Below are 23,522 nucleotides of genomic sequence, written 5' to 3' on the forward strand. Positions count from 1 at the left end.
AAAAATATTATTTTTTTGATTCTTCGATAGAAACTTTTCTAAACTCTTTTAAAAGTTTTTCAATTTCTAAAGTAGATTTACGAGCTCTTGCTCCAGCAGCTTTAACACCTTTTTCTGTCAAAGATTCAGCTTCTGTTTTAAATGTTTCAATTTCGGCGTGGATTTTTCCTAATAGATCTTTCATGCTTATAAGTATTAAATTAAGGCGCAAAAATAAAAGTTTGTATGATAGATACAACATATTTCACGTTAAAATTATCACTGATTTTCAGACTTTAATTTAACATTAAATTTACCCTACTTTTTTCTCTTTTCCCCAGAAGAACCAATACCTTACTAATCAAATACTTATTAGCGAAATAATAAAATAATCTGCTTTTGCAAGCGCTAAACAGCTATTGAAAAAAAAAATTTTTTTTTTCATTAAATCACAAAAAACTGACTGAAATTTTAACCTTTTGACGTAAAACTGACCCAAACAAATTGAGAATATGGATAAAAATCAATCTACTAACTGTTTATTTATATAAACATTTTTAAAATTAACGCCGTTTATTATGCTTTTATCAATATTGGTTTTAACGGATTCTATTTTTAAATTTTCAAATGTAAAATTGGAAAGACGAACATTGGGATCGTTTTCTACACCATAAAAGGTGTCACATTTAAGGTCGATGTTTTTGAGGGTAATATGATCTCCATAAGATAGTGGTACATCCGGACGTCCTTTTAAATCAAAAAATTGTTTCCAGGCAAAAATAGCAAGACCGGTTTTAGCTTCTCCTTTTATATCTTCCACTCTGATATACTCATAGCGCTGTGGCGTATCGGGTCTCATTTTTAGCCATAACAATCTCGAAGCGCCATCGATTTTGCAATTGCGCATAATCACGTTGCGGTTATGAATGGATTCGCTTCCGTTTGTCAGAGCAGAATGGCAAAATCCGAAAGTACAATCTTCGATAATAATATTGTTGTTGGGTCCGTTGTTTTTATCCTGATCTGCATAAGGTCCTTTTCCTCCCTTTAAAGCAATTGCATCATCGTTTACAGACAAATAACACCCTTTTACCAGAAAATTGGTGCAAATATCAATGTCTATAGCATCTGTACTTGGGGCTTTCACACCAAGATGCGGGGAAAATATATAAAGATCAAGCAGTTTTACATTATTGCATTTATAAAAATGATTGGTCCAAAAACCTGAATTAATCAGTTTTACATCCTGAAGCTGCACATTATTGGAGTTCCAGACAAAAACTAGCCTTGGTCTTGATACTTCGAGGTTGGTACATTTTGGATTTTCTTTGCGACGTTCCCAAAAAGCTTCCCAATATTTTTTACCATTTCCGTTGATGGTTCCTTTTCCGGAGATCGAAAAATGATCAACTCCATACGCGTTGACTAAAGCCGGAAAATAATCCAAATTCTGACCTTCCATTCTCGAGGGCATAATTGGAAAATCCGCAATATTATCAGAACCTTTCAATACACCGCCTTCAGAAACATATAAACTGGTTTTAGGTTTAAAAAATAAAGCGCCACTCAGGAAAACCCCTTTAGGAATCACAATAACTCCTCCACCGTTTGCAGCGGCTTTATCAATTACTTTCTGAATACCGACGGTTTGGATTTTGGTACTGTCTTTCTCTACTCCAAAATCTGTAATGGTATATTTTTTACCTAAATCTTTTAATTGAATTTTAGAGTAATCCTTAAACCAATTTGTAATGGCTGTTCCGTCTGGAAATTTATCGTTTGCATAATTCTGTGAAAATGACGCTTGCGAGAATCCAATGATACAGATTAAAATTTTATAAATATTTTTCATTGTGTTTTGTGTTAATGTAATTTATGTTTTTGCATAATGCCTCTTATTTACGTTTCCAAAAAAATTTAAACTCCAGACCTAGATTGCCTTACTTGTTTACCTTACCTCAATTTTAATTTTAGCCGAAAGCTGTTTAGCCAGCCTTGTCACGTAATTGGTAAAATGTGCTGAATCCTTAAAATTCTTGTCTGCGCTCAATTCCCATGCTGCTATGGGGTAATAACTCACTTTCTGATTGTTCTTTACCGCTAGTTTTATCAAATAAGAATCTGTTAATTGTCCTGTTTTTGGCACTTCGATATAACCTTTATAAACGTCTTTTGGTACAATTACAGCAGTTCCTAAAATCCACTGGCGTTCGTAGGTCAATTTATCATGTTGTATGAAACACACAAAATCTCCGGTGTCAATTACCTGCAAAGGATTTTGATTGTTCAGGTTAGAAAATGCAACTAATAGTGTTTCGTTTCCTTTTAAACCATTGAGGGAAATCGTGTTTTTATAACCGTACATTCCCGGCCAGATTGATGTTGTTTCCTGCGCCTGGTAGCTGCTACCTGAAGCTTCCCAGTTTTGGTAAGTATAACTTAAAATAGAATTTACGGGACCTTCGCTGAGAATTTTAAAGGTTGTCTTTTCGATATTATTTAGAGTATCATTAGCAAGAATGCCTAGTCTGCTGATTTCATTATTAACCATTAAAGCAAAACCTCCAAGACCGGCAGAATTCCCAACAGGAAAAATATCTCGTCCCCAATCGTACATTACGTGATAATTATCTTCAACAGCGCCTTTGCTGTTAATCCCAACATCTTCGGGAGTGATGGCAGGTATTTTTTTCCCGAATACATCTTTTGAATTTCTTCCATCTAAATAATGCCTGAAGCCCACTTTATCATTTTCCCAGGTCGGTCCGTCGGTTTGATATTTTTGATATCCTAATTTTTTATGTACCTGATTGGCCATTAAAACCTCTTCTGTAGCTGGATGTACAGGCAGTTTTTCCCCTTCTCTTTTCCCGAATCGCACACTTGTTTTTATCGCGAATTTAGGATCTGTTTCAGACCATTTAAGTTCTAGTATCTTGCTTTGATTTGGAGCAAAATCAGTTACAAAAAATAATTCATCCCATTTTCCGTCTCCATCCAAATCGTTGACCTGAGCAGCAATGGTATCCTTTTTACTGATCAGAATAGGAAAATTAGACGTGGCATCTTTTATAGCGAGTTCCGTTCTTTTGATCGAAATTGCTTTTTGGTACAACTCTAAATTAGAGGTGTTTTTTAGAATAATATTCTTTTCTTTTTTCTGTCCATTACAGCCCGCAAAAATCAATATTGAAAATACAATTGGGACACAGGATTTAATGATATTCTTCATTTTTTATTACTTTTATTTCAAGACAATTTAATTATTAATCTAAAGGGACAATCTCTCGCAAGGGAATAACTATTGACAAATGATCTATTTTTTTATACTATTTTAAAAATAAATGCTGAAGCGGTTTCATATTTCCCCCCTTGTGAAGCGGTAAACAGATAAGTTGCTTTTGCGTTTTGAAACAATAATTGCGGACGCTCTACCCTTCCATAACGATTAAGGTGTTTCGGGGCTTCGGGCTGTTTGATATATTTACTCAGTGGCTGATAGGCAATTTTCGGATCGCTCCAGTACTTTCCATCATCAGAATCCATATACAAACCGTAATCGATACCATAAACCCCCATATCTCTTGCCAGCATTTTGAATTTCTTATTTTCATACCACACAAAAGCATCTTCGCATTGTTTGTTATCTCCTAATTTAGAGAAATCAATTACGGGATTATCTTCGTATTTTATATAAGGTCCATGCAGCGATTTCGATATTGCCAATCCGTACTTTCTATTGCCTTTTACAGGAAATTTTGGATGCTCGTAATTTTCTGTATCCAATGATTTATAGTACAGCCAGTATTCACCATTTGGATGTTTCAAAAACGAAGGATTTGTTGTTAGAAGATCATCCCACGAGCCTTCTTCTCCGGGAAGCAATAAAGGCTGATCCGGTCTTTCCCAAGGTCCGTAAAGAGAGTCCGCAGTGGCTAACCCGATACGTTTGGTATTCATTTTTCCGTTAGAATTCCCCATGAAAAACAAAGCATATTTTCCATCTACAAAATGAATACTCGGATTATGACACGTTGTTGCATCCCAAAAACCAAGACCTCGCGGCGCTAAAATGGTGCTGACATATTCATAAGGACCTTCTGGATTATGGGCAACAGCATGAGCAATCTCAGAACTATTGATCCAGCCACTCATTCCTTTTGACTTTGGCCATCTGGAAAAAAATACATGAATTTTACCATCAGGACCTTCAATTGGACTGTTGCACCAAACATAATAATCCTCAAATTCTAAGGCGCGTCCAACCGGTCGAAGTCTTTTTTCGAAATCAGAAAGCTTTGGATCGTCCATAAAATTTCCGGCTTCTACCGAAAAGGGTAAACACAAACCAACTACAGCAAGTGAATTTCCTATGATAAATTCTCTTCGATTCATTTTATTTTTTCTCTGAATTAATTACCCAATCATCTGTTCTAAAAGGAGAAGCCGGCAGGTTTTCGTTATTGAATAAATTAGGTTCTGGAATTGCTTTCCATGCAAAACGAACGGCGACAGGTTCTTTTACTTTTGAAGAAGAAACTACGATTGTTTTCCCATCAATTTTGGCATCGGCAGGATAAAAAACCTGATCTTCTCCTGCTATTTCAAATTCTTTTAAAGTCTCGCCATTTTTCTTCAAGCCAGACTCAGCGTAATCAAAAAACAATTGCACTTTTTGTTTTTTAATTTTCATATGATTAAAAATTGGTCCTGAATACACCAGATTATTTTCACCATACGTCTTAGCGCGAGCAATTAAAGAGAGTCTGTACCCAACGGTTTGTTTGTCTATGGGGTGAATATTATTGGCATCTCCAACATCAGTTGTAACAACCATTGCGCTATTGGGGATTGTTTTTAAGGCCATTAGCTGCGCTTCACGGATTTCGGCATTTTGTCCTTTATGAGGTGTAATCTGAACATAATAAAACGGAAAATCGCCTTGCTTCCATTCTTCTCTCCAGCTTTTTACCATAGCTGGAAATAAGCTTCTGTACAAATACGCTTTTCCCGAATTGCTTTCTCCCTGATACCATATTGCCCCTTTTATAGTATAATTTACTATAGGATGAAGCATCGCATTGTATAAAACGTAAGAGGTTTTGTTGAGTTCTTTCTTCGGTTTTTTCAATTGTCCTTTTGCAGCATTTTCTGCACTTGCAATTCGTTCATTTATCAGATTTAAATAATACGTTTCGAGTTTTTCCTGATATAACTTTTCATTTTTTGCATCTTGCTGAAGAATCGGCAAAAAGGCAACATCTTGTTCTAAAACACTTTGAGCTGTCCATGCTTCTGCTTTTGTTCCTCCCCATGAAGTGGAGATTAACCCAATGGGTACTTTTAATTTTTGATATAAATCCCTGCCAAAGAAATAGGCTACACCAGAAAATGTCTGAATGCTTTCAGGGGTACAGATTCTCCAGCTTCCTGTCACATCCTCAAGTGGAGTTTGCGATGCATTTATAGCAACGGTAAATAATCTGATACTAGGAAAAGAAGCATTTTTGACTTCTTGTTCATAGTTTTTAACTCCGGTTTTCCAGGTTTTATCTTCTCTTCCAACAGGAAAAAACATATTGGACTGCCCCGAACAAAGCCATACCTCGCCAATTAAAACATTTTTAAGTACAATAGTATTGGCTGCATTAATCGTAATATCGTATGTTTTTTCACTGCCCAGAGGCGTATCTACTGCTGTTTTCCAATTTCCATTAGCATCGGCGCTGATTTCTATAGGAAGATTATCCCATCCTAACTGGATCGATATTTTTTCGTTTGCAGAGGCCCATCCCCATAAATTAACTTTTGTATTTTGCTGCAAAACCATATTATCCCCTACAAGAGCTGGAAGTCTTACTTGTGCTGATAGTGATGAAATTGCACTTAAAACAAATAAAAATAAAAGAAATCTTTTTAAATAAATCATTGCTATATTTTTAAATACTAAAACTTTAAATTTAAAATAATTAAACATAAAAAGCATCCTGTGCTTCCCTGTTTGATCTAATCTTATTAATGAAAAGAAGCTGCCTTTAAAAGACAGCTTCTTTCAAAAAAAAACTTGAGTAATATCAATTAATCGTAACCTGGATTCTGATCATAAAGTCCTGGAACTGCTAACATTTCTGAGAGAGGAATTGGATACAACAATGAATTATTTTCAATTGTTCTGATTTTTCCTTCAGTATCTTCTGCCGCTTTCCAGGCGTTCATAATCGCTACGGCTTTACCTGATCTGATCAGATCAAACCATCTTGTTCCTTCTGAGAAAAATTCTTTTCTTCTCTCGGTAAAGAGTTGATCTAAAGTAATGTTTAGAGCATCTGCGGGAACTCCAGCTCTTGTTCTTACTTGATTTACAATGGCGTCAACATCTGCCTGCGATCCGCCTCCACCATGAAGTGTACATTCAGCCATAAGCATCAATACGTCAGTATAACGTGTTACCATAAAATCAACACCCCAGTCTTCACGACCGTTTCCGTATCTGGCCTGATCAATGTACTTTTTGAAAACCGGAAGTGTATAACTTCCTTTGTATGTTCCTGTTGCAACAGTATAACTCGTTGCGATACCAAATATTTTTCTTTTATCAGTGGCAGCGAATAGATTTAAAAAGCCTGCCGAAATTGGCTTGGCTTCCAAGGCGCCTTGCGCTGATAAATTTACTGATGCAAAGTAAGGCTCGTACCCCAATTCTACCATAAAATTACCTCCAACTGCAAGGGGAAGACTCTGTGTGTAGGGAATAGTTAATACATTCTCCAAATTGGCATTTCCTTCTACTTTAAAAATAGCCTCGTAATCTGTTCCAAATTTATAAAGTCCGCTTGTTTTAATGTCGTTTAATTGCTGGTAGGCTTTATCCCACTCGTTTAAGCCAAGAGTAGCCCCGTCAATTCCGTTGGTTGGGCTAGAGCGTGTCATGTACACTAAGCCCAGTAATGCTTTTGCTCCGTATTTAGTAACACGACCAAAATTGGCTGCATCATAAGCAGGAAGAAGATCCGGGATAGCCTGTTCAAGATCTGAGATGATCAATTTATAAACATCTGCAACCGGGGTTCTTTTTATTTTAGCGGCTTCCGTAGCGGTCATTGTTCTTTCCATTAAAGGAACTCTTCCAAACCATCTAATGAGATCAAAATAGCAGAATGCTCTTAAAAAACGCGCTTCGGCGGTCATAGCAGCGCGATCAGCAGGATTGGTAAAAATCTGATCTCCTTTCTCGGCTATTTTCTCCAATAACTGATTGGCTTTATTGATCGCATTATAATTACTTATATAGGCTTCCTTTACATAAGTATTAGAACTTATAGAAGTATAAAAACTATTAATACCTTCCCAATCTCTTGAAGCCAGAGTTGTTGCCAGCAAATTATCTGATCTTACTTCGCTTAAATTTAGCACTCTGTTAGCATAACCATATGTTCCCATTCCGTGAAAAGCTACTGAATAAGTGGCGTTTCTGGCCTGAACAAAATCACCGGGAGTCGCATAAAAATTCTCAATTGTCCCCTGAGATAACGGCAATTGATTTAATTCATCATTGCAGGATGAAAAGGCAAAAAATACCAAAGCACTTGCAGCTAAATAAATATATTTTTTCATTTTATTTTAATTAAAATTAATGTTAAGTCCTATCACTAAAGATTTTGCCAAAGGCGCTCCTCCATAATCTACCGGCACAGAAAAATCACTGTTTGAACTTGCAGAAGTATTTACGGCTTCCGGATTAAAACCAACTTTATACTTGTTCCAATAGAACCAGTTTTCAGCCGTTACATACAATCTCATATTATCAATCCTGCTCAATCCTTTAATGGCTTGCTTGAGATTATATCCAATTGTAATGTTTCTTATACTCACATAATCTGATTTATACAACCAATCTGAATTGGCCTGATATCCAAAAGAAGTTCTCCAGTTTCCTCTCACAGAAGGATCTACATTTAGTGAATTCTCTACAGATCCCATTCCGGTTCTGTCAATTGCTCTTCCTGTTAATCCGTAAACTGTTCCTCCGTTTTGTCCCTGAACCAAAATATTTAAGTCAATATCTTTGTACTTCAAAGTATTGGTAATCCCCCAGGTATATTTTGGTGTTGGATTTCCTAAATCTACACGGTCATCTGAATTGATTTTTTTATCTCCATTTTGATCCACATATCTTGGATCTCCTAGAACCAATTTATTGCCTCCAATGGTAGTTCCACCTGTATCGATATCAGCCTGGGTAACCACACCGTTTTGTTTGAGTCCAAAGATGGTGTACATTGGTTTTCCAACTTCTAATTTTATAAAAGGAACTCCTCCATCGTAAGCATTACTAATTTCAATTTTAGACTGATCAGGACCTAAAGCCAAAACTTTATTCTCGTTGTGGCTGATATTTGCCGATGTTCTCCATTCAAAATTAGGCGTTTTCACATTTAGAGAACTCAATTCAAATTCCCATCCCTGATTTTGTACTTCCCCCACATTGGTAAGATAACTAGTGAACCCGGTCGCGCCAACTATAGGCACTCTTAAGAGTAATTCGCTGTTTGTTTTTCTGTATACTTCAAAGGTTCCTGAGAGTCTGTTTTTAATTAGTCCAAAATCCAAACCTAAATCAACACTTCGGGATTCTTCCCAGTGTAAGGAAGGATTTGGTATTGATCCTGCTCCCTGACCAATTGCAGCTGCCCCGCCAATGGAATAATTATAAGTTGCCAGAGTGGCATAAGAAGCGTAACTTCCAATGTTGTTACTTCCGTTAATACCTGTACTGGCCCTAAGTTTTAAATCGCTAAGCCAGTCTACATTTTGCATAAACTCTTCCTGTTTAATTCTCCATCCAAGGGAAAGAGAAGGGAAAACTCCCCATTGTCTGTCTGATCCAAATTTTGAAGAACCATCGCGTCTCACACTTGCAGATATGATGTATTTTTCTTTGTAGTTGTATTGCAATCTTGCAAAATAAGAAAGTAATGTACTTTTCTCAGCATTGGTAGAACCCAGCGATCCTGTTGGCAATGTTTCAACAGTCGAACTGTTATAAAGTGCTCCAGAAGACAATGTTGATCTCATGATTTCATAAGAGCTAAAGGACTGTCCTAAAAGCAAATTAATATTGTGATTTCCTATTGATTTATCGTAATTTAAAGTATTTTCATTCACTAAATTTTGTCTTCTATAGGTATTATAGGCTCCTCTGATACTGGCCTGAACATCATTTGGGGTATACCCCTCGGTAGTATTATCTGAGTTATCAAAATTTAGTGTACTCTTCCATGTAAATCCTTTAGCAAACCCATAACTAGCATAAGTAGAAATCAAAGTTCTGTACATCGAGTTTTTATTGGTTCTGGCAAGCGCATTTAGCATATTAGTTGTACTGCTTCCCCACATATATCGGGTGGTATATTTCTCGCCTGCCGCGTTAGAGGCGCTCTCAAAAACAGGTGTTGCGGTAAGGGCTTTAAAAAGTGTATTGTCTTTTCCTTCTACTCCCGGATCATTTTTGATAGAATAAGAAGGCGCAATATTGATTCCCATTTTAAAGCTTTCTGATAGTTTAACATCAACGTTGGCTCTGGCTGAAAATAAAGTATAATCCGTACCGATGATGTACCCTGTATTTTTCTGGTAATTGGCAGATACATAATAATTCACCACATCTGTCGCGCCGGAGGCCGACAATTGATAGTTATTGAATTCTCCTGTACGGAAAACTTTATCCTGCCAGTCGATATAATCCAATCCAGGATGTCCAGGTATATCCCACCTGTCATCATACAAATAGGTGTAATATCTGGTGTTGGTTGTATTTAGAGGCGCCGTTGGATTCTTTGCATTATAAGCCGCTATTCGCTCTTGAGTATTCTGACTTGCCGAAGCGCCTGCTATCCCTGATCCTACCCACTGGGCGTCGATCATAGTTTTAGCCCTGTCGATCCATCCTTGAGAAGATAACATATCTACTCTGTTAGCTTCTTTGTTCACACCCCCGTAGGTATTAAAGGTAAATTTTGGTTTTCCCTTTTTTCCTTTTTTTGTTGTAATTAAAACTACTCCGTTTGATGCTCTAGACCCGTAGATAGAAGCTGCCGCTGCATCTTTTAATACCTCGATAGATTCTACATCATTTGGATTCATATTATCCAGTGGGCTTCCGCTGGAGAATCCTCCGTTACTGTTTGATCCTTCTGTATAGATTGGAAATCCATCTACTACATACAAAGGCTCATTTCCGGCAGTAATAGAACCTGCTCCCCTTATCTCGATACTAAAGGGCTGTCCAGGTAAACCTGAAGTTTGTTTGACACGAACACCGGCAACCTGCCCAATTAGACCCTGATCAATTCTTGAGATTGGACGTTCTGTAAAATTCTCTGTTTTAATTCCCGAGATCGCCCCTGTTGTTAGTTTCTTCTTTTGAGTTCCGTACCCAATTACAACAACTTCATTCAGGTTGGCGCTTTCTGCATCTAAAGAAATACTATAGGTGTCTGTGGCACCAATTTTCACTTCTTTTTTAATAAATCCTACGAAAGAAAAAACTAAAGTTTCTCCTTCAGAAGCCTTGATACTAAATTTTCCATCAAAATCAGTACTCGCTCCTCGGTTTGTTCCTTTAACAATTACATTGACTCCCGGTATGGAGAGTTTGGAAGGATCAGTTACTGTTCCTGTAACTGTTTTTTCTTGCGCATAACCCGATGCATGTAGTAATGCAAATAAGGCCATAATCAGCAAAAGATTCAGCTTGTTTTTCATAAAAGTTAAAATTTGGTTAGTTAAATAGTTATTTCAAATTTATCCAGAACTACCATTGGCAGTATCCTGTAGTATCCTGTTAAAGCTCAACAACTTATATTTAATTTTATATTTATTTTAACATAAAAACAGCTCAACTGCTTGATTTACAACCTCTAATTAATTAAGAATTTAATAAATATGATATATAAAATTTTATTAAAAAAATTTTAATCATTTTCCATTAATTTATCTTAAAAAATAAGAATTCACAAGACACTACACGCATTTACTGAATTTTTCATTTTTCGATATAATTACTAAAAACAGGATGCTACAGGATAGCATTTTGAGACACTACTAATACTTTTACTTTATTACAAAAAGAAAAAATTGACATTCTTCTTATTTTTTTAAATGTGTGAAGTCTGTAATTTAGTAACAACTAAAACCTTTGAATAAATAATGAAACCAACCAGATTAAATCTCTTTATTACATTATTGTTTTGCTGTGTGTTTAGTTCTTTTGCGCAAACAACAGTTTCTCCCTGGCCGGAGTCCACCAATATCAATAAACCCTGGACACGCTGGTGGTGGATGGGAAGCGCCGTTGATAAACCCAATCTGAGAAAAAGCCTGATCGATTTTTATAAGGCAGGAATTGGCGGTGTTGAGATAACTCCCATATATGGCGTAAAAGGCGAAGAGAATAATTTTATTGATTACCTGTCTCCAAAATGGATGGAAATGCTCGATTATACTATTCATATTGCCGATAGCCTTCAGATGCAGGTCGATATGGTTTTAGGAACAGGATGGCCCTATGGAGGCTCACAGGTTACTTTACCTCATGCGGCCACCAAGCTAATTGTACAAAAATATGTACTTAAGAAAAATGAAACGATCAATAAGAACATCACAATTGAAAACAGTAAGGAAAAAATACCAGCAGAACTTTTGTATGTTGTGGCCTACGCAAGCGATGGTAAATACGTGAACTTAACCGACGAGCTAAAAAAAAATAAAATTAATTCCAAGGATAAGGGAATCGAAGGTGCTCCTATGGCCTTTCCCAATCAAGCAGAGCCTTATAAACTGAACTGGAAAGCCACCAAATCAGATTACACGATATATGCTGTTTTTAGCGGCAAAACAGGACAACAGGTAAAAAGAGCTGCTCCAGGTGGAAAAGGATATACGGTGGATCATTATTCAAAGGAAGCTTTTAATTCTTATGTGGTTCCCTTTAATACCGTTTTTAAAGGACGTGAAGGAAAAATCCGTGCTATTTTCAATGATAGTTTTGAAGTGTACGGAACTGATTTTACATCTAACTTTTTTGAAGAATTCAAAGCCCTACGAGGTTATGATTTAAAAAAGCAATTGCCTATTTTACTCAATGAAACAGATAATGAAACAGGCAACAGAATCAGAAGTGATTACAGGCAGACTATTGGGGATTTACTGCTACATAAATTTGATGAGTCATGGACTGCCTGGGCGCATTCTAAAAACTTTAAAACTAAACTCCAAGCGCATGGATCGCCGGGAAATCTAATCGACCTTTACGCCTCTGCTGATATTCCCGAATGTGAAACTTTTGGTTCAATGCCATTTGATATTCCAGGCTTCAGACGAGAAAAAGAGGATATTCGCGAAGGAGATGCTGATCCTGTAATGCTCAAATTCTCATCTTCTGCAGCCCATATCGCGGGTAAAAACCTGGTGTCTTCGGAGACTTTTACCTGGCTTCGGGAACATTTTAAAACCGCTTTATCTCAATGCAAGCCTGAAGTTGAGGACTTGATGCTCAATGGAGTAAATCATGTTTTTTTGCATGGTTCTACTTATTCCCCAGAGCGCGCAGCATGGCCGGGATGGCAATTTTATGCTTCTGTAAATTTTAATGCCAACAATAGCATTTGGCAAGATGCGCCAGCTCTCTTTTCTTATATCGCCAATTGTCAGTCGTTATTGCAAGAAGGTAAATCTGATAATGAAATCCTGCTGTACTGGCCTATTTTTGATACCTGGGATAAATATCATAAGGGAGAGTTGTTCTTTCAGTTCAAAATACATTCTTTATCTGAATGGCTCTATGAAACTTCTTTTTATGACACTACTAAAACTTTAATAAAAAAAGGATATGGCGTGGATTTTATCTCTGATAATTTCATCTCTGAGGCCAAGGTCGTAAACGGGAAAATCATATTACCGGGAGGTAGTTTTAAATCATTAGTAATCCCGTCATGCAAGAAAATGCCGTTAGGAACTCTACAAAAGTTAATCGAACTCAAAAAAGCGGGGGCATCTATTATTTTCGAAGGTTTGCCTGAGTCTGTTCCGGGCTTCAATGATTATAAAAAACAAGAGCAGCAACTCCAAAATCTTTTGGCAACTAATAAAGAACAGTTAAAACCGACTTCGGATATATCAAAAGCTCTTGAAAATGCTCAGATTTATCCTGAAACACTTGTGCAGACCGGTTTAAAGTTTACCAGAAGAACAATCCACGGTGAGAAGATCTACTATCTGGTAAACCATACGCCAAAAACAATTGATAGTTTTATTCCTCTTCAAATCGCAAATAAAGAAGTTATTATTCTTGATCCCTTAACCAGAGAATACGGCAATGCTATTGTCGATAAAAAGACAAATACAACACTAGTTAAAATTAAAATTGAACCGGGACAATCCTATTTTCTAAAAACAGAAAATACGCCCTCACAAAAGAAATGGAATTATTACAAACCAACTGCCAATGCCATACCCCTTAAAGGAAACTGGAAGATCACCTTTGATAAAGGTGGGCCTGAATTGCCTGCAAATGCTAGGATGTCCAATTTAGAATCCTGGACAAAATTAAGCCCTCAAGGAGAAGCTTTTTCAGGAACAGCTACTTATACGCTGGACTTTGAGAATCCAAATTCTAAAACTGATCACTGGGCCTTGAATCTGGGTGATGTTCGAGAAAGCGCAAAAGTCTGGCTTAATAATGAATTTATTGGCTCTGCGTGGTCAGTTCCGTATCAATTGAATCTTAAAAAATTAAAACAAGGAAAAAATACTTTAAAAATTCAGGTTACTAATCTTTCTGCCAATAGAATCAGAGACAAAGAATTAAAAGGCGAAGAATGGAAGATTTTCTATGAAATTAATATGGTCGATAAAGATTATAAAAAATTCGATGCAACAAAATGGTCTCCTACCCCATCGGGACTCTTAGGCCCCGTTACAATCACGCCATTAAAACAAGAAAACTAATTACTAAATAACGAATATTAAAAATGAAAAAAATACTTTTATTTTTCGCTATAAGCCTATCGTATACTAACTCAGTGAGCGGACAAGAGCCTTTTGATAAAAAAATGGTGCTCAAAGAAATGATACTTGCCAATGATTATTTTATGCAAAAATGGCCTGAAACGGGCAAAACAATCATCACCAATAAAGAGCGTCCAAGCAATATCTGGACCCGTGGTGTTTATTATGAAGGGCTCATGGCACTGCACGAAATATTTCCTAAAGAAGCGTATTACAATTATGCCTTTGCATGGTCAGAGTTTCATAAATGGGGATTTAACGGAGGCAACACGACCCGGAATGCCGACAATTATTGCGCGGCCCAAACCTATATCGATTTATACAATTTAGAGCCGGATGCTAAGAAATTAAAAAATACAAAAGCCAATATCAATATGCTTTTAAGTACGCCTCAAGTAGATGATTGGTCCTGGATTGATGCTATACAAATGGGGATGCCTGTTTTTGCAAAATTGGGAGTGTTGGAAAAAGACAACCGTTATTTCGAGAAAATGTATCTGATGTATATGTACTCGAGAAATAAACATGGAGATCATGGACTTTTTAATCCCAAAGATGGCCTTTGGTGGCGTGATGCTGATTTTGATCCTCCCTACAAAGAACCAAACGGAGAGGATTGTTACTGGAGCCGAGGCAATGGCTGGGTAATTGCAGCGCTGGCAAAAGTGCTTGCTATTATACCTGAGAACGCGCCACACAGGGCGCAATATGTAAAGGATTTAAAGGCTATGGCAGTGGCTCTAGTTCCTATTCAAAGAGCAGATGGTTTTTGGAATGTAAGCCTTCATGATCCTACCAATTATGGCGAGAAAGAAACCTCGGGAACGGCTTTATTTGTCTATGGTATAGCCTATGGAATAAACAGTGGCATTTTGAAAAAAGAAACATATTTACCTGTTATTCAAAAGGCGTGGAATGCCATAATTAAAGAGAGTCTGCATACCAATGGTTTCTTGGGCTATTTGCAATCCACAGGAAAAGAACCCAAAGATGGGCAACCTTTGTCTTATGACAAGATTCCGGACTTTGAGGATTATGGATTAGGCTGCTTTTTACTGGCAGGGTCAGAAATCTATAAGATGAAATAGCTATAGGGTAAAATACATTTTATAGCGTGAAGAAAAAAAATTAGAATATGTCAGTGGGGGCATATTCTAATTTAAAGAATTATACTTTAATGACGGGCGTTACATTGTTTTGAAGAAAAGCAACTAATTCATCTATTTTTCTGTTTTTATATTTATTTGAAATTGAAACGATATATCCATTTTTGTCCCTGAAATACAGAAAGAAAAAGTCTTTTGTTAGAATTGCCTTTTCTATATAACACCACTTATAAGTAAAGGCTCCAAGAGGGGAATCAATACAGATAAAAGAACTGGTAAATCTGAATTTATACTTATTTACAAAGCCCTCAAATTCCAATAATTTATTGACAACCTGAAATATCGCTCTGCAAGCTGCATTTACAATCAAATATTGAAAAAATAAAAAACACGCAACAACAAAAAAAGTCCTAATAATCCAGTGGGTTAAATCGTTGTCTGAATTAAAAAAATCAAAAAAAACACTTCCAAGCAATAAAGCGCTCAAAACAAACAGAATTCTCTTATGGTATAAACCTTTAAAATACATCTTATTAAGTTTTCGTATTTCTGATAAGTTCAATTCAAACTCTAAGAAAAAATTAGTGTTAGTCATACAATTAGCATTGTGGTATTTTGAAACATTCGCTTTAAAAATTCGCTCTTATTTTACTAAATAAAAACGCCTAGCAAACATCAATCAAAATTACTACTATCCACCACTAACCACATACAAATTAAGCCATTAAAACAATAGAATAAGACTTAAATACCCTAGTAAAACCTTAAGGTTGAAGGCTCCATTTTACTACGGATTATTTTTAAGTCAGTAGCTGAGCTCTTTTTTAATGGGTTATAAAATAAATACAGCTGGGTTTATTGTTCTTAAAGGAAGGCTCGTATTTGATATACCCATATTGGCTAAGTTCACGAATGTGTTTGTGATAGGTCCTAGAGGCAGATATCTTCGCTAGTGGCATAATTTGATAGCTAAAAGCCCTAATTGGATTTGCAAACCCTTGCAAGATGCTATAGCGCAAAAGCGCTGAGAAGATCCCCAAATGAGTACTACTGATACGGTAATCTTTCTCTACTGCTGAGAAAAAAAAAGAAAATGATTTTAAGATCGTATCCTTATCAAAGAGGATTGGAGCGTTTTTGTCTTCTATTACTGGTTTGCTTGGGTAATTCATTTTGATTGTTCTCATGATGCTCAATTTTTTTTTTAGTCTCACCGACCTGTTCATACACAACCTCGATTTGTTTGACATCCTTATAATTTCGGTTGTCCATTTTTTTCATGCTTTCATCATAAATACCTATGGTCTTGAATTGCGGATTAGCCTCTATAAGTAATTTTATTTGTTTGTCTTCTTTTAAAAAAGTAACTTCTTGCAGGTTCCCTCTTTTAAGTGATCGAATAAGATCCTTTTGAAAAGTCTCGTTTTCGAGTTCCTTTATGGGATATTTCCCTAGGGTTTCAAGAAGATCATAACCATAATTTTGATGGTATTGCTTTAATTTAAAACCATTCTCATCCCCTTGTTTGAAGTCTATTAAAAGCCAGGCATTATAAGGCGCACCTTCTTTATTGGTAAGATCTTTATTGACTGCTCTTCCCATCAAAAGGTTGTAGGATTCTTTCATGGTGATATTACTTCCCTTACCCATATAAAAAGTTTGTTCCACGGCATCTGTGATATTCTCTTTTTGAAGTTCGACCTTATAGGAATTAAAAAAGTACATATCGCTATCCTTTGCCTTATTAAAAGTAAGAGTAGCTCTGGCCACACGATCCTCATGATAGGCTTCATGATATAATATAAAGGAGGGCTCTTGTTGTTTCATTTTCTCTTTTAACTCTATTTGCAAAGCTTCTCCAAATCCGGTGTATTTAAGCTGATCGCTTAAGTACTCAAAATTTTTCTCGTTCATGATATTAGATTTTTAAATTAGTATGTGATTATAAATTTTATAGTATTTCCAATTTCATCAGATCACTGTTTTTGATATTTAATTCAAGATGTCTGCCTGCGTTTTTCTCGGTTAGCTCCACGCTAAAGAGTTTCTTCTCTGGAATAGTGAACTTGGGTATTGCAAAAACCAAAGTTATTTCTGAATGATCTTTAATTGTAGAGAGCTCAGAGGAGCAAAAAAGCGGCACTATTTCCAGTTCCTGCATAGCGGTACGTTTTGATTTATTTTGATCTCTGATAAAAAAGCGCAACTGGTCCAGATCATAATTGATTCTTGAATTGTTTGCAAGGCGCACCCTGAAGTACATCATATCGTGGTGTATGAATATACCGTTTACCCTAAGTTCTACAGAAAACTTATTTGCACGAAGTCCAGACACTTTTTTTATTTTAGATAAAGCCAGCTCGGCGTAATGCCTTATCTGTTTCTGATTCTCGTTCTCTGAAGAAAAAAGCGCCTCTGTATCAAAATTCGAAACAAGTTCAGCCTTTAAGTGTAAAGTGGGACACAGCTGGTCAAAATTTAAAATAAAACCGTAGACTTTACCATCTGCGGTAACAACAGTCAGGTTAGTCTGGGCAAAATTCTGCCTGCCTGCTTTTAAAAATAGAATATTCTCCACTCCTTTTGCTTTTTGAACCAAAATCTCAGGGCTTCCTTTATCTACACTTTTAATGGCGTAGGGAAATACAATACTTGTAGTCTTAGAATAACTTAAATTGATATTATTCACCTCACTCTTAAGATCTTGTTGAGCCGATACTGAAATTGCCACTATAGAAATCCCAAAACTTAACCATAATTTACTATTTTTCATCTTCGAATATTTAAGTGTTATTTGGCATTTTTTTCTTTCTGATCATAAAGCAGAACCTGATGACCCGCTTTTAGAACCACCTTAATTAGTTTTACCTTTTTACTCATCAGGGTTTTAGCAGCCTGAACACCTAATGTTGCCGCTTGTCCTGTCCACGAATCATTCAGTCCCTCAATGCCCAGGCCCTGCACAGATCTTTCTGCCGATGCTTTTGCAACATCCCTGTTTATAGCTCCGGGAATAAAAATTCCATCAATTCCATCCATATCATAAACAGAGAGTTCAACAGGAAATATCGAGGTATTAAATTTTATCGTCTTTATCTTAACCTCGAGTCTCTCCCCTTTTAAAGAAGCAATTCCAAAAACAAAACTATTTCTGGGAATAAGGGTTCCATTAATAAAAACATCTGTGGTTAATCTGAGTTTTACCACCGAACCGTTTACAACAAACTGCGTTTGATGCACCACTGCCTCGAGTGTATTTTGCGCCTGGTTATCTAAAGGATCCTCTTCCAAAGAGTAAAAAGAATTAGAGTTTGGGATCCCTGGTCCACTTGTGTTTGTCTGCGCGAGTGAGTAAACTGGCTCTTCTTGTGTTTTTTTGCTCACTGCAAACACTTTCCCTTTTTGGCTTTTTGAAGTTTGTCTTAATTTTTCCTGCACACGCTCGGGATGCTGAATGTCCAGAATATTCTCCAGCATTGCTCCTAGTTGGCGAAGTTCTGGATCCGGCTCAGAGGGCGCATTTATTGACGAGATCATCTCTTGTACCCCTTTTATCTGCTCTAAGGCATCACTTGAAGAATTACTGTATTGAAATTCTCGCATGTCCTTCTCATTGTCTATTTTTTTTACAGGCGCTTGAATTACTTTTTGCAGCGCTTCTAATTTTTGATACATCCTTTGTTCGCTTTCCCCTTTAAGAGAACTCGTATTTAAAGCCGTTCTTGCTTTTGGAAAAATTCTCGGATCAGTTTCTAACTCCCCTGAAACCAACCCAGGATCTTCAGAGAATTCTGACCTTGAATAATTTGGATCTTTTTTAATCTGTTCCTCAAGCTTTAAAGAGTCAATTGTAGCCTTCTCATAATAACTCATTTTATTCAGGTCATCGTCTTGCTTAAATCTCGCATTAGGAAGCGTTACATTAAATCCTCTTTTTTGCTCTGTGGCAATCTCACTTGCGCTGCCTTTCCCCCTACCTAATATCCAGAAGATCATCGTTAGAAATGGTAGTATTATAATTGGCATCACCAGTAGCATTTTGCGGTGTTTGGATTCTTTGGAACTAATTGTTTTGTTTTCCATGTTTACTTTTTAAAATTCGTTTTTAAAATATTTCTCAACACCTAGAAAATGTCTTAATGGCCCGCTCTTTTCTCATGCAGGCTATCAATTCTTTTTTCTTGCTCAGTAGATTTTTTAATACTGTCCAGATAAATCCTAAAGCGCGCTGCGTTTTCAAATTCGGTTTTAGATAACGCGGGTTGATTACTTGTATCAATTGAAGGTTTTATCACAATTAAATGATCAGGAGCAATTCCCGCCCTTCGCTCCTTATGCTCTTTAGACCACAAAGCATTGTATAGAATATAAAGACTTATACCTGCGTAAATCAGCACAAAGAGAATCAGATAAAATACAAGGACTTTCTTTGATAAATTCAGAGTTAATGCGCTCATTTTTTTTGCCCATTTATCCCTTACCAGCACATAATACCTGGGACTTATTGGGACCTGCCTGTTTTTAAATAAAGCGCGCATCATTTTCTGTTTTCCACTCCTAAATCCTTATTCTCAATGGTATTCCATCGTTCAATTAAAAATCCATGCGGGTTATTATCACTTCTTGATACATTTCTAAGGGTGCCCTCAGTGATTAGGTTTCTATTTAAAATACTGGTGGTCCTTATAATATTTTGCTTTGCATAACATTTAAAATCATAAGGATATTGATTGGTATCAATAGTGATGCTGTCAATTGAAATTCTCTGGCTGATATTCCCCGATATAATACCCGAGTAATATCCATTCTCTTTTAAATTATCATACACCCTTTTGGCCGTATCATCGGCCAGATAAAGCGCTTTGGTTATATTGGTTTTAATTACTTTATCATCAGGGTCCAGGGTAAAGAAAAACCCATGAAAAGTTTTCACATGATCCCTGGCCTCCACAGGCACATTATCTTTTCTATCCGAGGAGTACGCCTCCAGCGCTTTGCCATTTACCAAAATATAAACCTTGTCCTGCATAAGGGTGATCGATGTAAAACTTTTGTAAAGCGTATAACAGCATATAATGATGCTGCCCAGAATCACCAGCATAGTAAAACTCCTTACATGGCCAAAGGCTGTGTCTATATTTTTCATTTTGCTAAACATACCTGCTCTTTATTTAAATTATTTTAAATTTCCCTTGAGCTTCTCGCCCATATAACTTTGCTTATCTTGAAAATAGTCAGAGGTGCCCGAAGAGCTGGCCATGCTCTGAGACATTTTCCCCGAAGGATTTCCCATGGAATCCATTATCATTCCAGCTCCAGCGGCTGTTCTTGTTATCACCGAAGAGCTTGAGTTTGTAAAGATGCTAGTCACCCTTTGTCCCAGCGCATCTCCCCCGGCTGCATGCACAATATAGTTGGCCACAGAGGGTACTGTAAAATACCCCACTATACCGATGATCATAAAAATTAAATATCCCATATCGGTCCGGCTAAAAAAGGTATCCCCAGATGTATTGATTTGCACTAAGTCTAGTTTTAGCATCTGCTCTTGGATTTTACCGATGATACTTCCAAAAATATTGGCAACAGGCAGCCATAAATAAACATTGAGATACCTTGCGAGCCATACCGTGAGGGTATGCTGGAATCCATCAAAAACAGAGATTCCAAAAACCAGAGGTCCCAGTATAGAAAGGACAACCAATTGAAAGGTTCTCAGTGTATCGATACAAAGTGAAGAGGCCTCAAAGAGAATTCTCAGCACCTCGCTCAGCCATTCTTTTACAGAATTTCTAAAACTATACGAGGCTTTCTCCATTGCAAATTTCACATCATTGCCGATACTGGCAATTATATTCTCTTTTGCCGGATCAGAATCACTATGGGTATATTTATACCACTCCTTGCGATCACCAGCGCCCCCAACCCCTACATACATTTTCCAGGGGTCACTTTCTTTTACCGCTTTTGCTTTCTCTTTCAAAAGAACTTCAATTGCTTTGTTGGATCCTTGCACCATTGCCCCTGTGGCCATAACAGTGGGTTTCATAACTCCATTAATTAAATAAAGTACGGAAGGGAAAATCATGATGCAAAAACCAATTACAAAGGGCCGGAAAAGCGGGTAAAAATCTATAGGCTCTGCGTTGGCAATATGCCGCCAGACTCTCAGGGCTATATACCAAAGGGTTGCAAATCCGGCTATACCCTGCCCTACTGCAATAAGATTGCTGCAAAGGGGCATCATCTCATCATAGAGTTGTTCCAGTACCCCGTGAAGGCTTTGAATCTCCCCTGCAGCCCCTTGCCCCTTAGTTGAAATAGGCGCAAAGAGCAATACCGCTACAGCCCCCATTGTTTTATTTAGATTTAGCATATCTACAAGAATTAATTTTTAATTTGATAATTGTAACGCACTACCCTTGCATCATTTTGCTCCTTTGCGCGCTGTAATACAAGGACCCCAGAAGAGGCGTTAAAATCCCGGAGAAAAAGCACTTTTTGCTGCATATCCAAATATATTTTATCAATGGCCTCTAATCTTTCATCATCGGACATTCGCAGTGTCTCAGGTGTCAAAATCATCGTGAGCTCATCGAGATTTCTAAAACTCTCCCTGGTGAGATTAAAATATACTTTCTCAAAATAATTAATTTCCTCACGGGTAAAACTGCCGCTTTTATTAAAACGATTAACAGCCGTTTTACTCTCCTTTATAAGCAGTATCTGATAGTTTATAATATCCCCCACCCTCTTATAACTCTTAACCAGAGGACTTACCTGCAAAAGGGCATCAAGGAAAGTTTTATGAAGAGAAAAATTTCCCTTCGATAAGTCTTTAACCACTTTATAGCCACCATTTAAAATATCATAGCCTTTTTTCATATCACTTAAAATCTTTTTGAACTGTGAGAGTTTCTCAATATTTAAAACCAGCTGCTGGATTTCCTCAGACTGCCCGTAAGTTTTAAAAGGCGCGCATACGAGCCAGAACATTACAAAAATGAATGCTATTTTTTTCATGATTTCTCTTTTTACAAGCCCTGTAAAAGCCGACTTTGGTTGACATCATTTTTCTCTCTAGTCCTTGAAAGGGACATAAGGGAGATCTCTTGTGTGAAATTCTCGCAGAACAAATAATCCTCCAGCATCGTTTTATAAAGCCCTTGGATCCGCTCTATTCGTTTACTATCTCTCATTTCAAGTTTATTATCAGTTGAAATAACCAAAACCTCCTGCAGGGTATCATTGCAGTTGTCTATTAAATGTCCAAAAGTTTTCTCTATGTAATCCAGTTCATTCCCATGAAACAAATCATCATGGTGTATATTCTCAAGAGTTTTTTTATGAATCTTTATAATTTTAAGCTGCAGGGAAATAATGCTGGCCACCTTTAGATAAGGTCCCACTTTTGGATTCACTTTTTTAAGGGAGCTAAAATAATCTTCATGAAAATTGAGTTCCCCTTTCTTTACATCCCCTATAAAATTGAGCCCGTTTTTTGCTATAGTATATCCTTTTTTAGCGTAACCAATGTAGGTCTGTAGTGCGGCTATTTGCAGTAGTAGCGTCTTTCTTTGTTTGGCCTGGCCCTGAATATCGTGTGAAAACAATACCATAATGCAGAGTACTAATAAGATCTTTTTCATGTTTTCTATTGCTTTGTGTTTACTTATGGAATTCCGTAAAATTGTTTGACTTTTTGCGCGTCACTACTAGTTTTGGCCCTTTGAAGGCTCATAAGAACATTCTGTTTATTAAATAGCATCAGATCATCATAATTTTCCTCTATCTGATCGGCAGCCTGGTTTATGATCTCGAGTCTTTTCAGATCGCTCATTTGGGTTGTAAAAGATTCGAGAATAAAGAATACCTGATCAATATTTTTCATGCTCTCCTCTAGAATCCCCTCATAAACCTTTTGCATGTATTGCAGTTCTGAGGCGCTAAAATGACTGTCCTGTCTCAATAAATTCCAGGCTCTTTCATACTGGTTGATCAGTCTGGTTTGTTTGCTGGTAATTTCTTTTATGCGCTGATAGTAGGTAATAATGGATTTTACTTTCTGAAGTTCCTCGTAGTACCCCTTGTAGAGATCCTGTTGTTTTTTGGTCCAATTTGAAATCTCATCAAGCTTTAATTTGGAGAGTGTATTCTCAAGCTGTTTCTGCGCGTTTTGAAGCCATATGGTTTTATTTTGCAATCTCTGAATACCAAGATCAATAGCCTTAATTACTTTTTTGGTAACCGCCTTAACAATTTCAAGTATCGGAATAGCAGCATTACTCTCCAAGGGTCTTGCCGCTGTACTGATAAAAAACAAGCACAGTGCGCAAATGATCAATTTTATTCTGCTTTTCATTTTCTGTT

The 23,522-nt window shown here is 36.8% G+C and carries 19 protein-coding genes; 2 read left to right on the forward strand and 17 right to left on the reverse strand.

Translation table 11 applies throughout. The annotated features are described in order from the left end of the window. Positions 1 to 7 precede the first annotated feature (7 nt). The 7 genes from B0A67_RS05920 to B0A67_RS05950 form a co-directional block, all read right to left on the reverse strand. A complete protein-coding gene (locus B0A67_RS05920; protein WP_072962226.1) occupies positions 8 to 184 on the reverse strand; it encodes a histone H1 in 177 nt (58 codons plus the stop codon). 318 nt (positions 185 to 502) lie between these two features. Beyond that, positions 503 to 1,831 (reverse strand): rhamnogalacturonidase, encoded by a 1,329-nt coding sequence (locus tag B0A67_RS05925; RefSeq protein WP_072962229.1) that lies wholly within the window; start codon positions 1,829 to 1,831, stop codon positions 503 to 505. 96 nt (positions 1,832 to 1,927) lie between these two features. Beyond that, positions 1,928 to 3,211 carry a DUF4861 domain-containing protein gene (locus B0A67_RS05930; protein WP_072962232.1) on the reverse strand — a complete coding sequence of 428 codons (1,284 nt, stop codon included), beginning with the start codon at positions 3,209 to 3,211 and terminating at the stop codon, positions 1,928 to 1,930. 92 nt (positions 3,212 to 3,303) lie between these two features. After that, the gene (locus B0A67_RS05935) at positions 3,304 to 4,374 is read right to left on the reverse strand and encodes a glycoside hydrolase family protein (protein WP_072962235.1); all 1,071 of its coding nucleotides are present in this window, start codon (positions 4,372 to 4,374) and stop codon (positions 3,304 to 3,306) included. A gap of 1 nt (position 4,375) precedes the next feature. Further along, entirely contained in the window at positions 4,376 to 5,908 is a 1,533-nt protein-coding gene (locus B0A67_RS05940) for a sialate O-acetylesterase (protein WP_072962399.1), read from the reverse strand. Between the two features lie 149 nt (positions 5,909 to 6,057). Then, positions 6,058 to 7,593, reverse strand: coding sequence for a RagB/SusD family nutrient uptake outer membrane protein (locus B0A67_RS05945; protein ID WP_072962239.1), 1,536 nt, complete (start codon positions 7,591 to 7,593; stop codon positions 6,058 to 6,060). A gap of 6 nt (positions 7,594 to 7,599) precedes the next feature. Beyond that, on the reverse strand, positions 7,600 to 10,743 hold the full coding sequence (locus tag B0A67_RS05950; RefSeq protein WP_072962243.1) for a SusC/RagA family TonB-linked outer membrane protein: 3,144 nt from the start codon (positions 10,741 to 10,743) through the stop codon (positions 7,600 to 7,602). A 444-nt stretch (positions 10,744 to 11,187) separates the two neighbouring features. Here B0A67_RS05950 and B0A67_RS05955 point away from each other — a divergent pair, with 444 nt between their 5' ends. Continuing rightward, the gene (locus tag B0A67_RS05955) at positions 11,188 to 13,986 is read left to right on the forward strand and encodes a glycosyl hydrolase (protein WP_072962247.1); all 2,799 of its coding nucleotides are present in this window, start codon (positions 11,188 to 11,190) and stop codon (positions 13,984 to 13,986) included. A gap of 23 nt (positions 13,987 to 14,009) precedes the next feature. Next, positions 14,010 to 15,134, forward strand: a complete 1,125-nt coding sequence (locus tag B0A67_RS05960) for a glycoside hydrolase family 88/105 protein (protein ID WP_084074585.1) — start codon at positions 14,010 to 14,012, stop codon at positions 15,132 to 15,134. Positions 15,135 to 15,213: 79 nt separating this feature from the next. Here the strand turns inward: B0A67_RS05960 and B0A67_RS05965 are convergent, their stop codons facing one another. From B0A67_RS05965 to B0A67_RS06015, 10 genes are all read right to left on the reverse strand, one after another. Next, a complete protein-coding gene (locus B0A67_RS05965; protein WP_123887345.1) occupies positions 15,214 to 15,747 on the reverse strand; it encodes a hypothetical protein in 534 nt (177 codons plus the stop codon). A gap of 521 nt (positions 15,748 to 16,268) precedes the next feature. Further along, on the reverse strand, positions 16,269 to 17,066 hold the full coding sequence (locus B0A67_RS05975; protein ID WP_072962255.1) for a hypothetical protein: 798 nt from the start codon (positions 17,064 to 17,066) through the stop codon (positions 16,269 to 16,271). Between the two features lie 37 nt (positions 17,067 to 17,103). Next, on the reverse strand, positions 17,104 to 17,925 hold the full coding sequence (gene traN / locus B0A67_RS05980) for a conjugative transposon protein TraN (protein WP_072962259.1): 822 nt from the start codon (positions 17,923 to 17,925) through the stop codon (positions 17,104 to 17,106). A gap of 17 nt (positions 17,926 to 17,942) precedes the next feature. Then, positions 17,943 to 19,235: a conjugative transposon protein TraM gene (gene traM / locus B0A67_RS05985; RefSeq protein WP_072962262.1), complete on the reverse strand. Its 1,293-nt coding sequence runs from the start codon at positions 19,233 to 19,235 to the stop codon at positions 17,943 to 17,945. 53 nt (positions 19,236 to 19,288) lie between these two features. Then, positions 19,289 to 19,609, reverse strand: a complete 321-nt coding sequence (locus B0A67_RS05990; protein WP_123887347.1) for a hypothetical protein — start codon at positions 19,607 to 19,609, stop codon at positions 19,289 to 19,291. 80 nt (positions 19,610 to 19,689) lie between these two features. After that, entirely contained in the window at positions 19,690 to 20,298 is a 609-nt protein-coding gene (gene traK / locus B0A67_RS05995; RefSeq protein ID WP_242670933.1) for a conjugative transposon protein TraK, read from the reverse strand. Between the two features lie 30 nt (positions 20,299 to 20,328). Continuing rightward, positions 20,329 to 21,528: a conjugative transposon protein TraJ gene (gene traJ, locus B0A67_RS06000; RefSeq protein WP_072962272.1), complete on the reverse strand. Its 1,200-nt coding sequence runs from the start codon at positions 21,526 to 21,528 to the stop codon at positions 20,329 to 20,331. Between the two features lie 11 nt (positions 21,529 to 21,539). Beyond that, complete coding sequence (locus B0A67_RS06005; RefSeq protein WP_072962276.1) at positions 21,540 to 22,175, reverse strand: hypothetical protein; 636 nt, start codon at positions 22,173 to 22,175, stop codon at positions 21,540 to 21,542. An 11-nt stretch (positions 22,176 to 22,186) separates the two neighbouring features. Continuing rightward, positions 22,187 to 22,801 carry a hypothetical protein gene (locus tag B0A67_RS06010; protein ID WP_072962279.1) on the reverse strand — a complete coding sequence of 205 codons (615 nt, stop codon included), beginning with the start codon at positions 22,799 to 22,801 and terminating at the stop codon, positions 22,187 to 22,189. Between the two features lie 23 nt (positions 22,802 to 22,824). Then, positions 22,825 to 23,514, reverse strand: a complete 690-nt coding sequence (locus B0A67_RS06015) for a conjugal transfer protein TraI (RefSeq protein WP_072962281.1) — start codon at positions 23,512 to 23,514, stop codon at positions 22,825 to 22,827. Between the last annotated feature and the right edge of the window lie 8 nt (positions 23,515 to 23,522).

This window comes from Flavobacterium aquidurense (genome assembly GCF_002217195.1).
Classification (GTDB): Bacteria; Bacteroidota; Bacteroidia; order Flavobacteriales; family Flavobacteriaceae; genus Flavobacterium; species Flavobacterium frigidimaris.

What these genes read in the sequence shown, in the direction of transcription:
- B0A67_RS06005 (WP_072962276.1), bottom strand. Translation starts at nt 22,175, where the DNA reads ATGAAAAAAATAGCATTCATTTTTGTAATGTTCTGGCTCGTATGCGCG.
- B0A67_RS05930 (WP_072962232.1), bottom strand. Translation starts at nt 3,211, where the DNA reads ATGAAGAATATCATTAAATCCTGTGTCCCAATTGTATTTTCAATATTG.
- B0A67_RS05945 (WP_072962239.1), bottom strand. Translation starts at nt 7,593, where the DNA reads ATGAAAAAATATATTTATTTAGCTGCAAGTGCTTTGGTATTTTTTGCC.
- traJ (WP_072962272.1), bottom strand. Translation starts at nt 21,528, where the DNA reads ATGCTAAATCTAAATAAAACAATGGGGGCTGTAGCGGTATTGCTCTTT.
- B0A67_RS06010 (WP_072962279.1), bottom strand. Translation starts at nt 22,801, where the DNA reads ATGAAAAAGATCTTATTAGTACTCTGCATTATGGTATTGTTTTCACAC.
- B0A67_RS05960 (WP_084074585.1), top strand. Translation starts at nt 14,010, where the DNA reads ATGAAAAAAATACTTTTATTTTTCGCTATAAGCCTATCGTATACTAAC.
- B0A67_RS05950 (WP_072962243.1), bottom strand. Translation starts at nt 10,743, where the DNA reads ATGAAAAACAAGCTGAATCTTTTGCTGATTATGGCCTTATTTGCATTA.
- traK (WP_242670933.1), bottom strand. Translation starts at nt 20,298, where the DNA reads ATGAAAAATATAGACACAGCCTTTGGCCATGTAAGGAGTTTTACTATG.
- B0A67_RS06015 (WP_072962281.1), bottom strand. Translation starts at nt 23,514, where the DNA reads ATGAAAAGCAGAATAAAATTGATCATTTGCGCACTGTGCTTGTTTTTT.
- traM (WP_072962262.1), bottom strand. Translation starts at nt 19,235, where the DNA reads ATGGAAAACAAAACAATTAGTTCCAAAGAATCCAAACACCGCAAAATG.
- B0A67_RS05955 (WP_072962247.1), top strand. Translation starts at nt 11,188, where the DNA reads ATGAAACCAACCAGATTAAATCTCTTTATTACATTATTGTTTTGCTGT.
- B0A67_RS05965 (WP_123887345.1), bottom strand. Translation starts at nt 15,747, where the DNA reads ATGACTAACACTAATTTTTTCTTAGAGTTTGAATTGAACTTATCAGAA.
- traN (WP_072962259.1), bottom strand. Translation starts at nt 17,925, where the DNA reads ATGAAAAATAGTAAATTATGGTTAAGTTTTGGGATTTCTATAGTGGCA.
- B0A67_RS05940 (WP_072962399.1), bottom strand. Translation starts at nt 5,908, where the DNA reads ATGATTTATTTAAAAAGATTTCTTTTATTTTTATTTGTTTTAAGTGCA.
- B0A67_RS05990 (WP_123887347.1), bottom strand. Translation starts at nt 19,609, where the DNA reads ATGAGCGCATTAACTCTGAATTTATCAAAGAAAGTCCTTGTATTTTAT.
- B0A67_RS05975 (WP_072962255.1), bottom strand. Translation starts at nt 17,066, where the DNA reads ATGAACGAGAAAAATTTTGAGTACTTAAGCGATCAGCTTAAATACACC.
- B0A67_RS05935 (WP_072962235.1), bottom strand. Translation starts at nt 4,374, where the DNA reads ATGAATCGAAGAGAATTTATCATAGGAAATTCACTTGCTGTAGTTGGT.
- B0A67_RS05920 (WP_072962226.1), bottom strand. Translation starts at nt 184, where the DNA reads ATGAAAGATCTATTAGGAAAAATCCACGCCGAAATTGAAACATTTAAA.
- B0A67_RS05925 (WP_072962229.1), bottom strand. Translation starts at nt 1,831, where the DNA reads ATGAAAAATATTTATAAAATTTTAATCTGTATCATTGGATTCTCGCAA.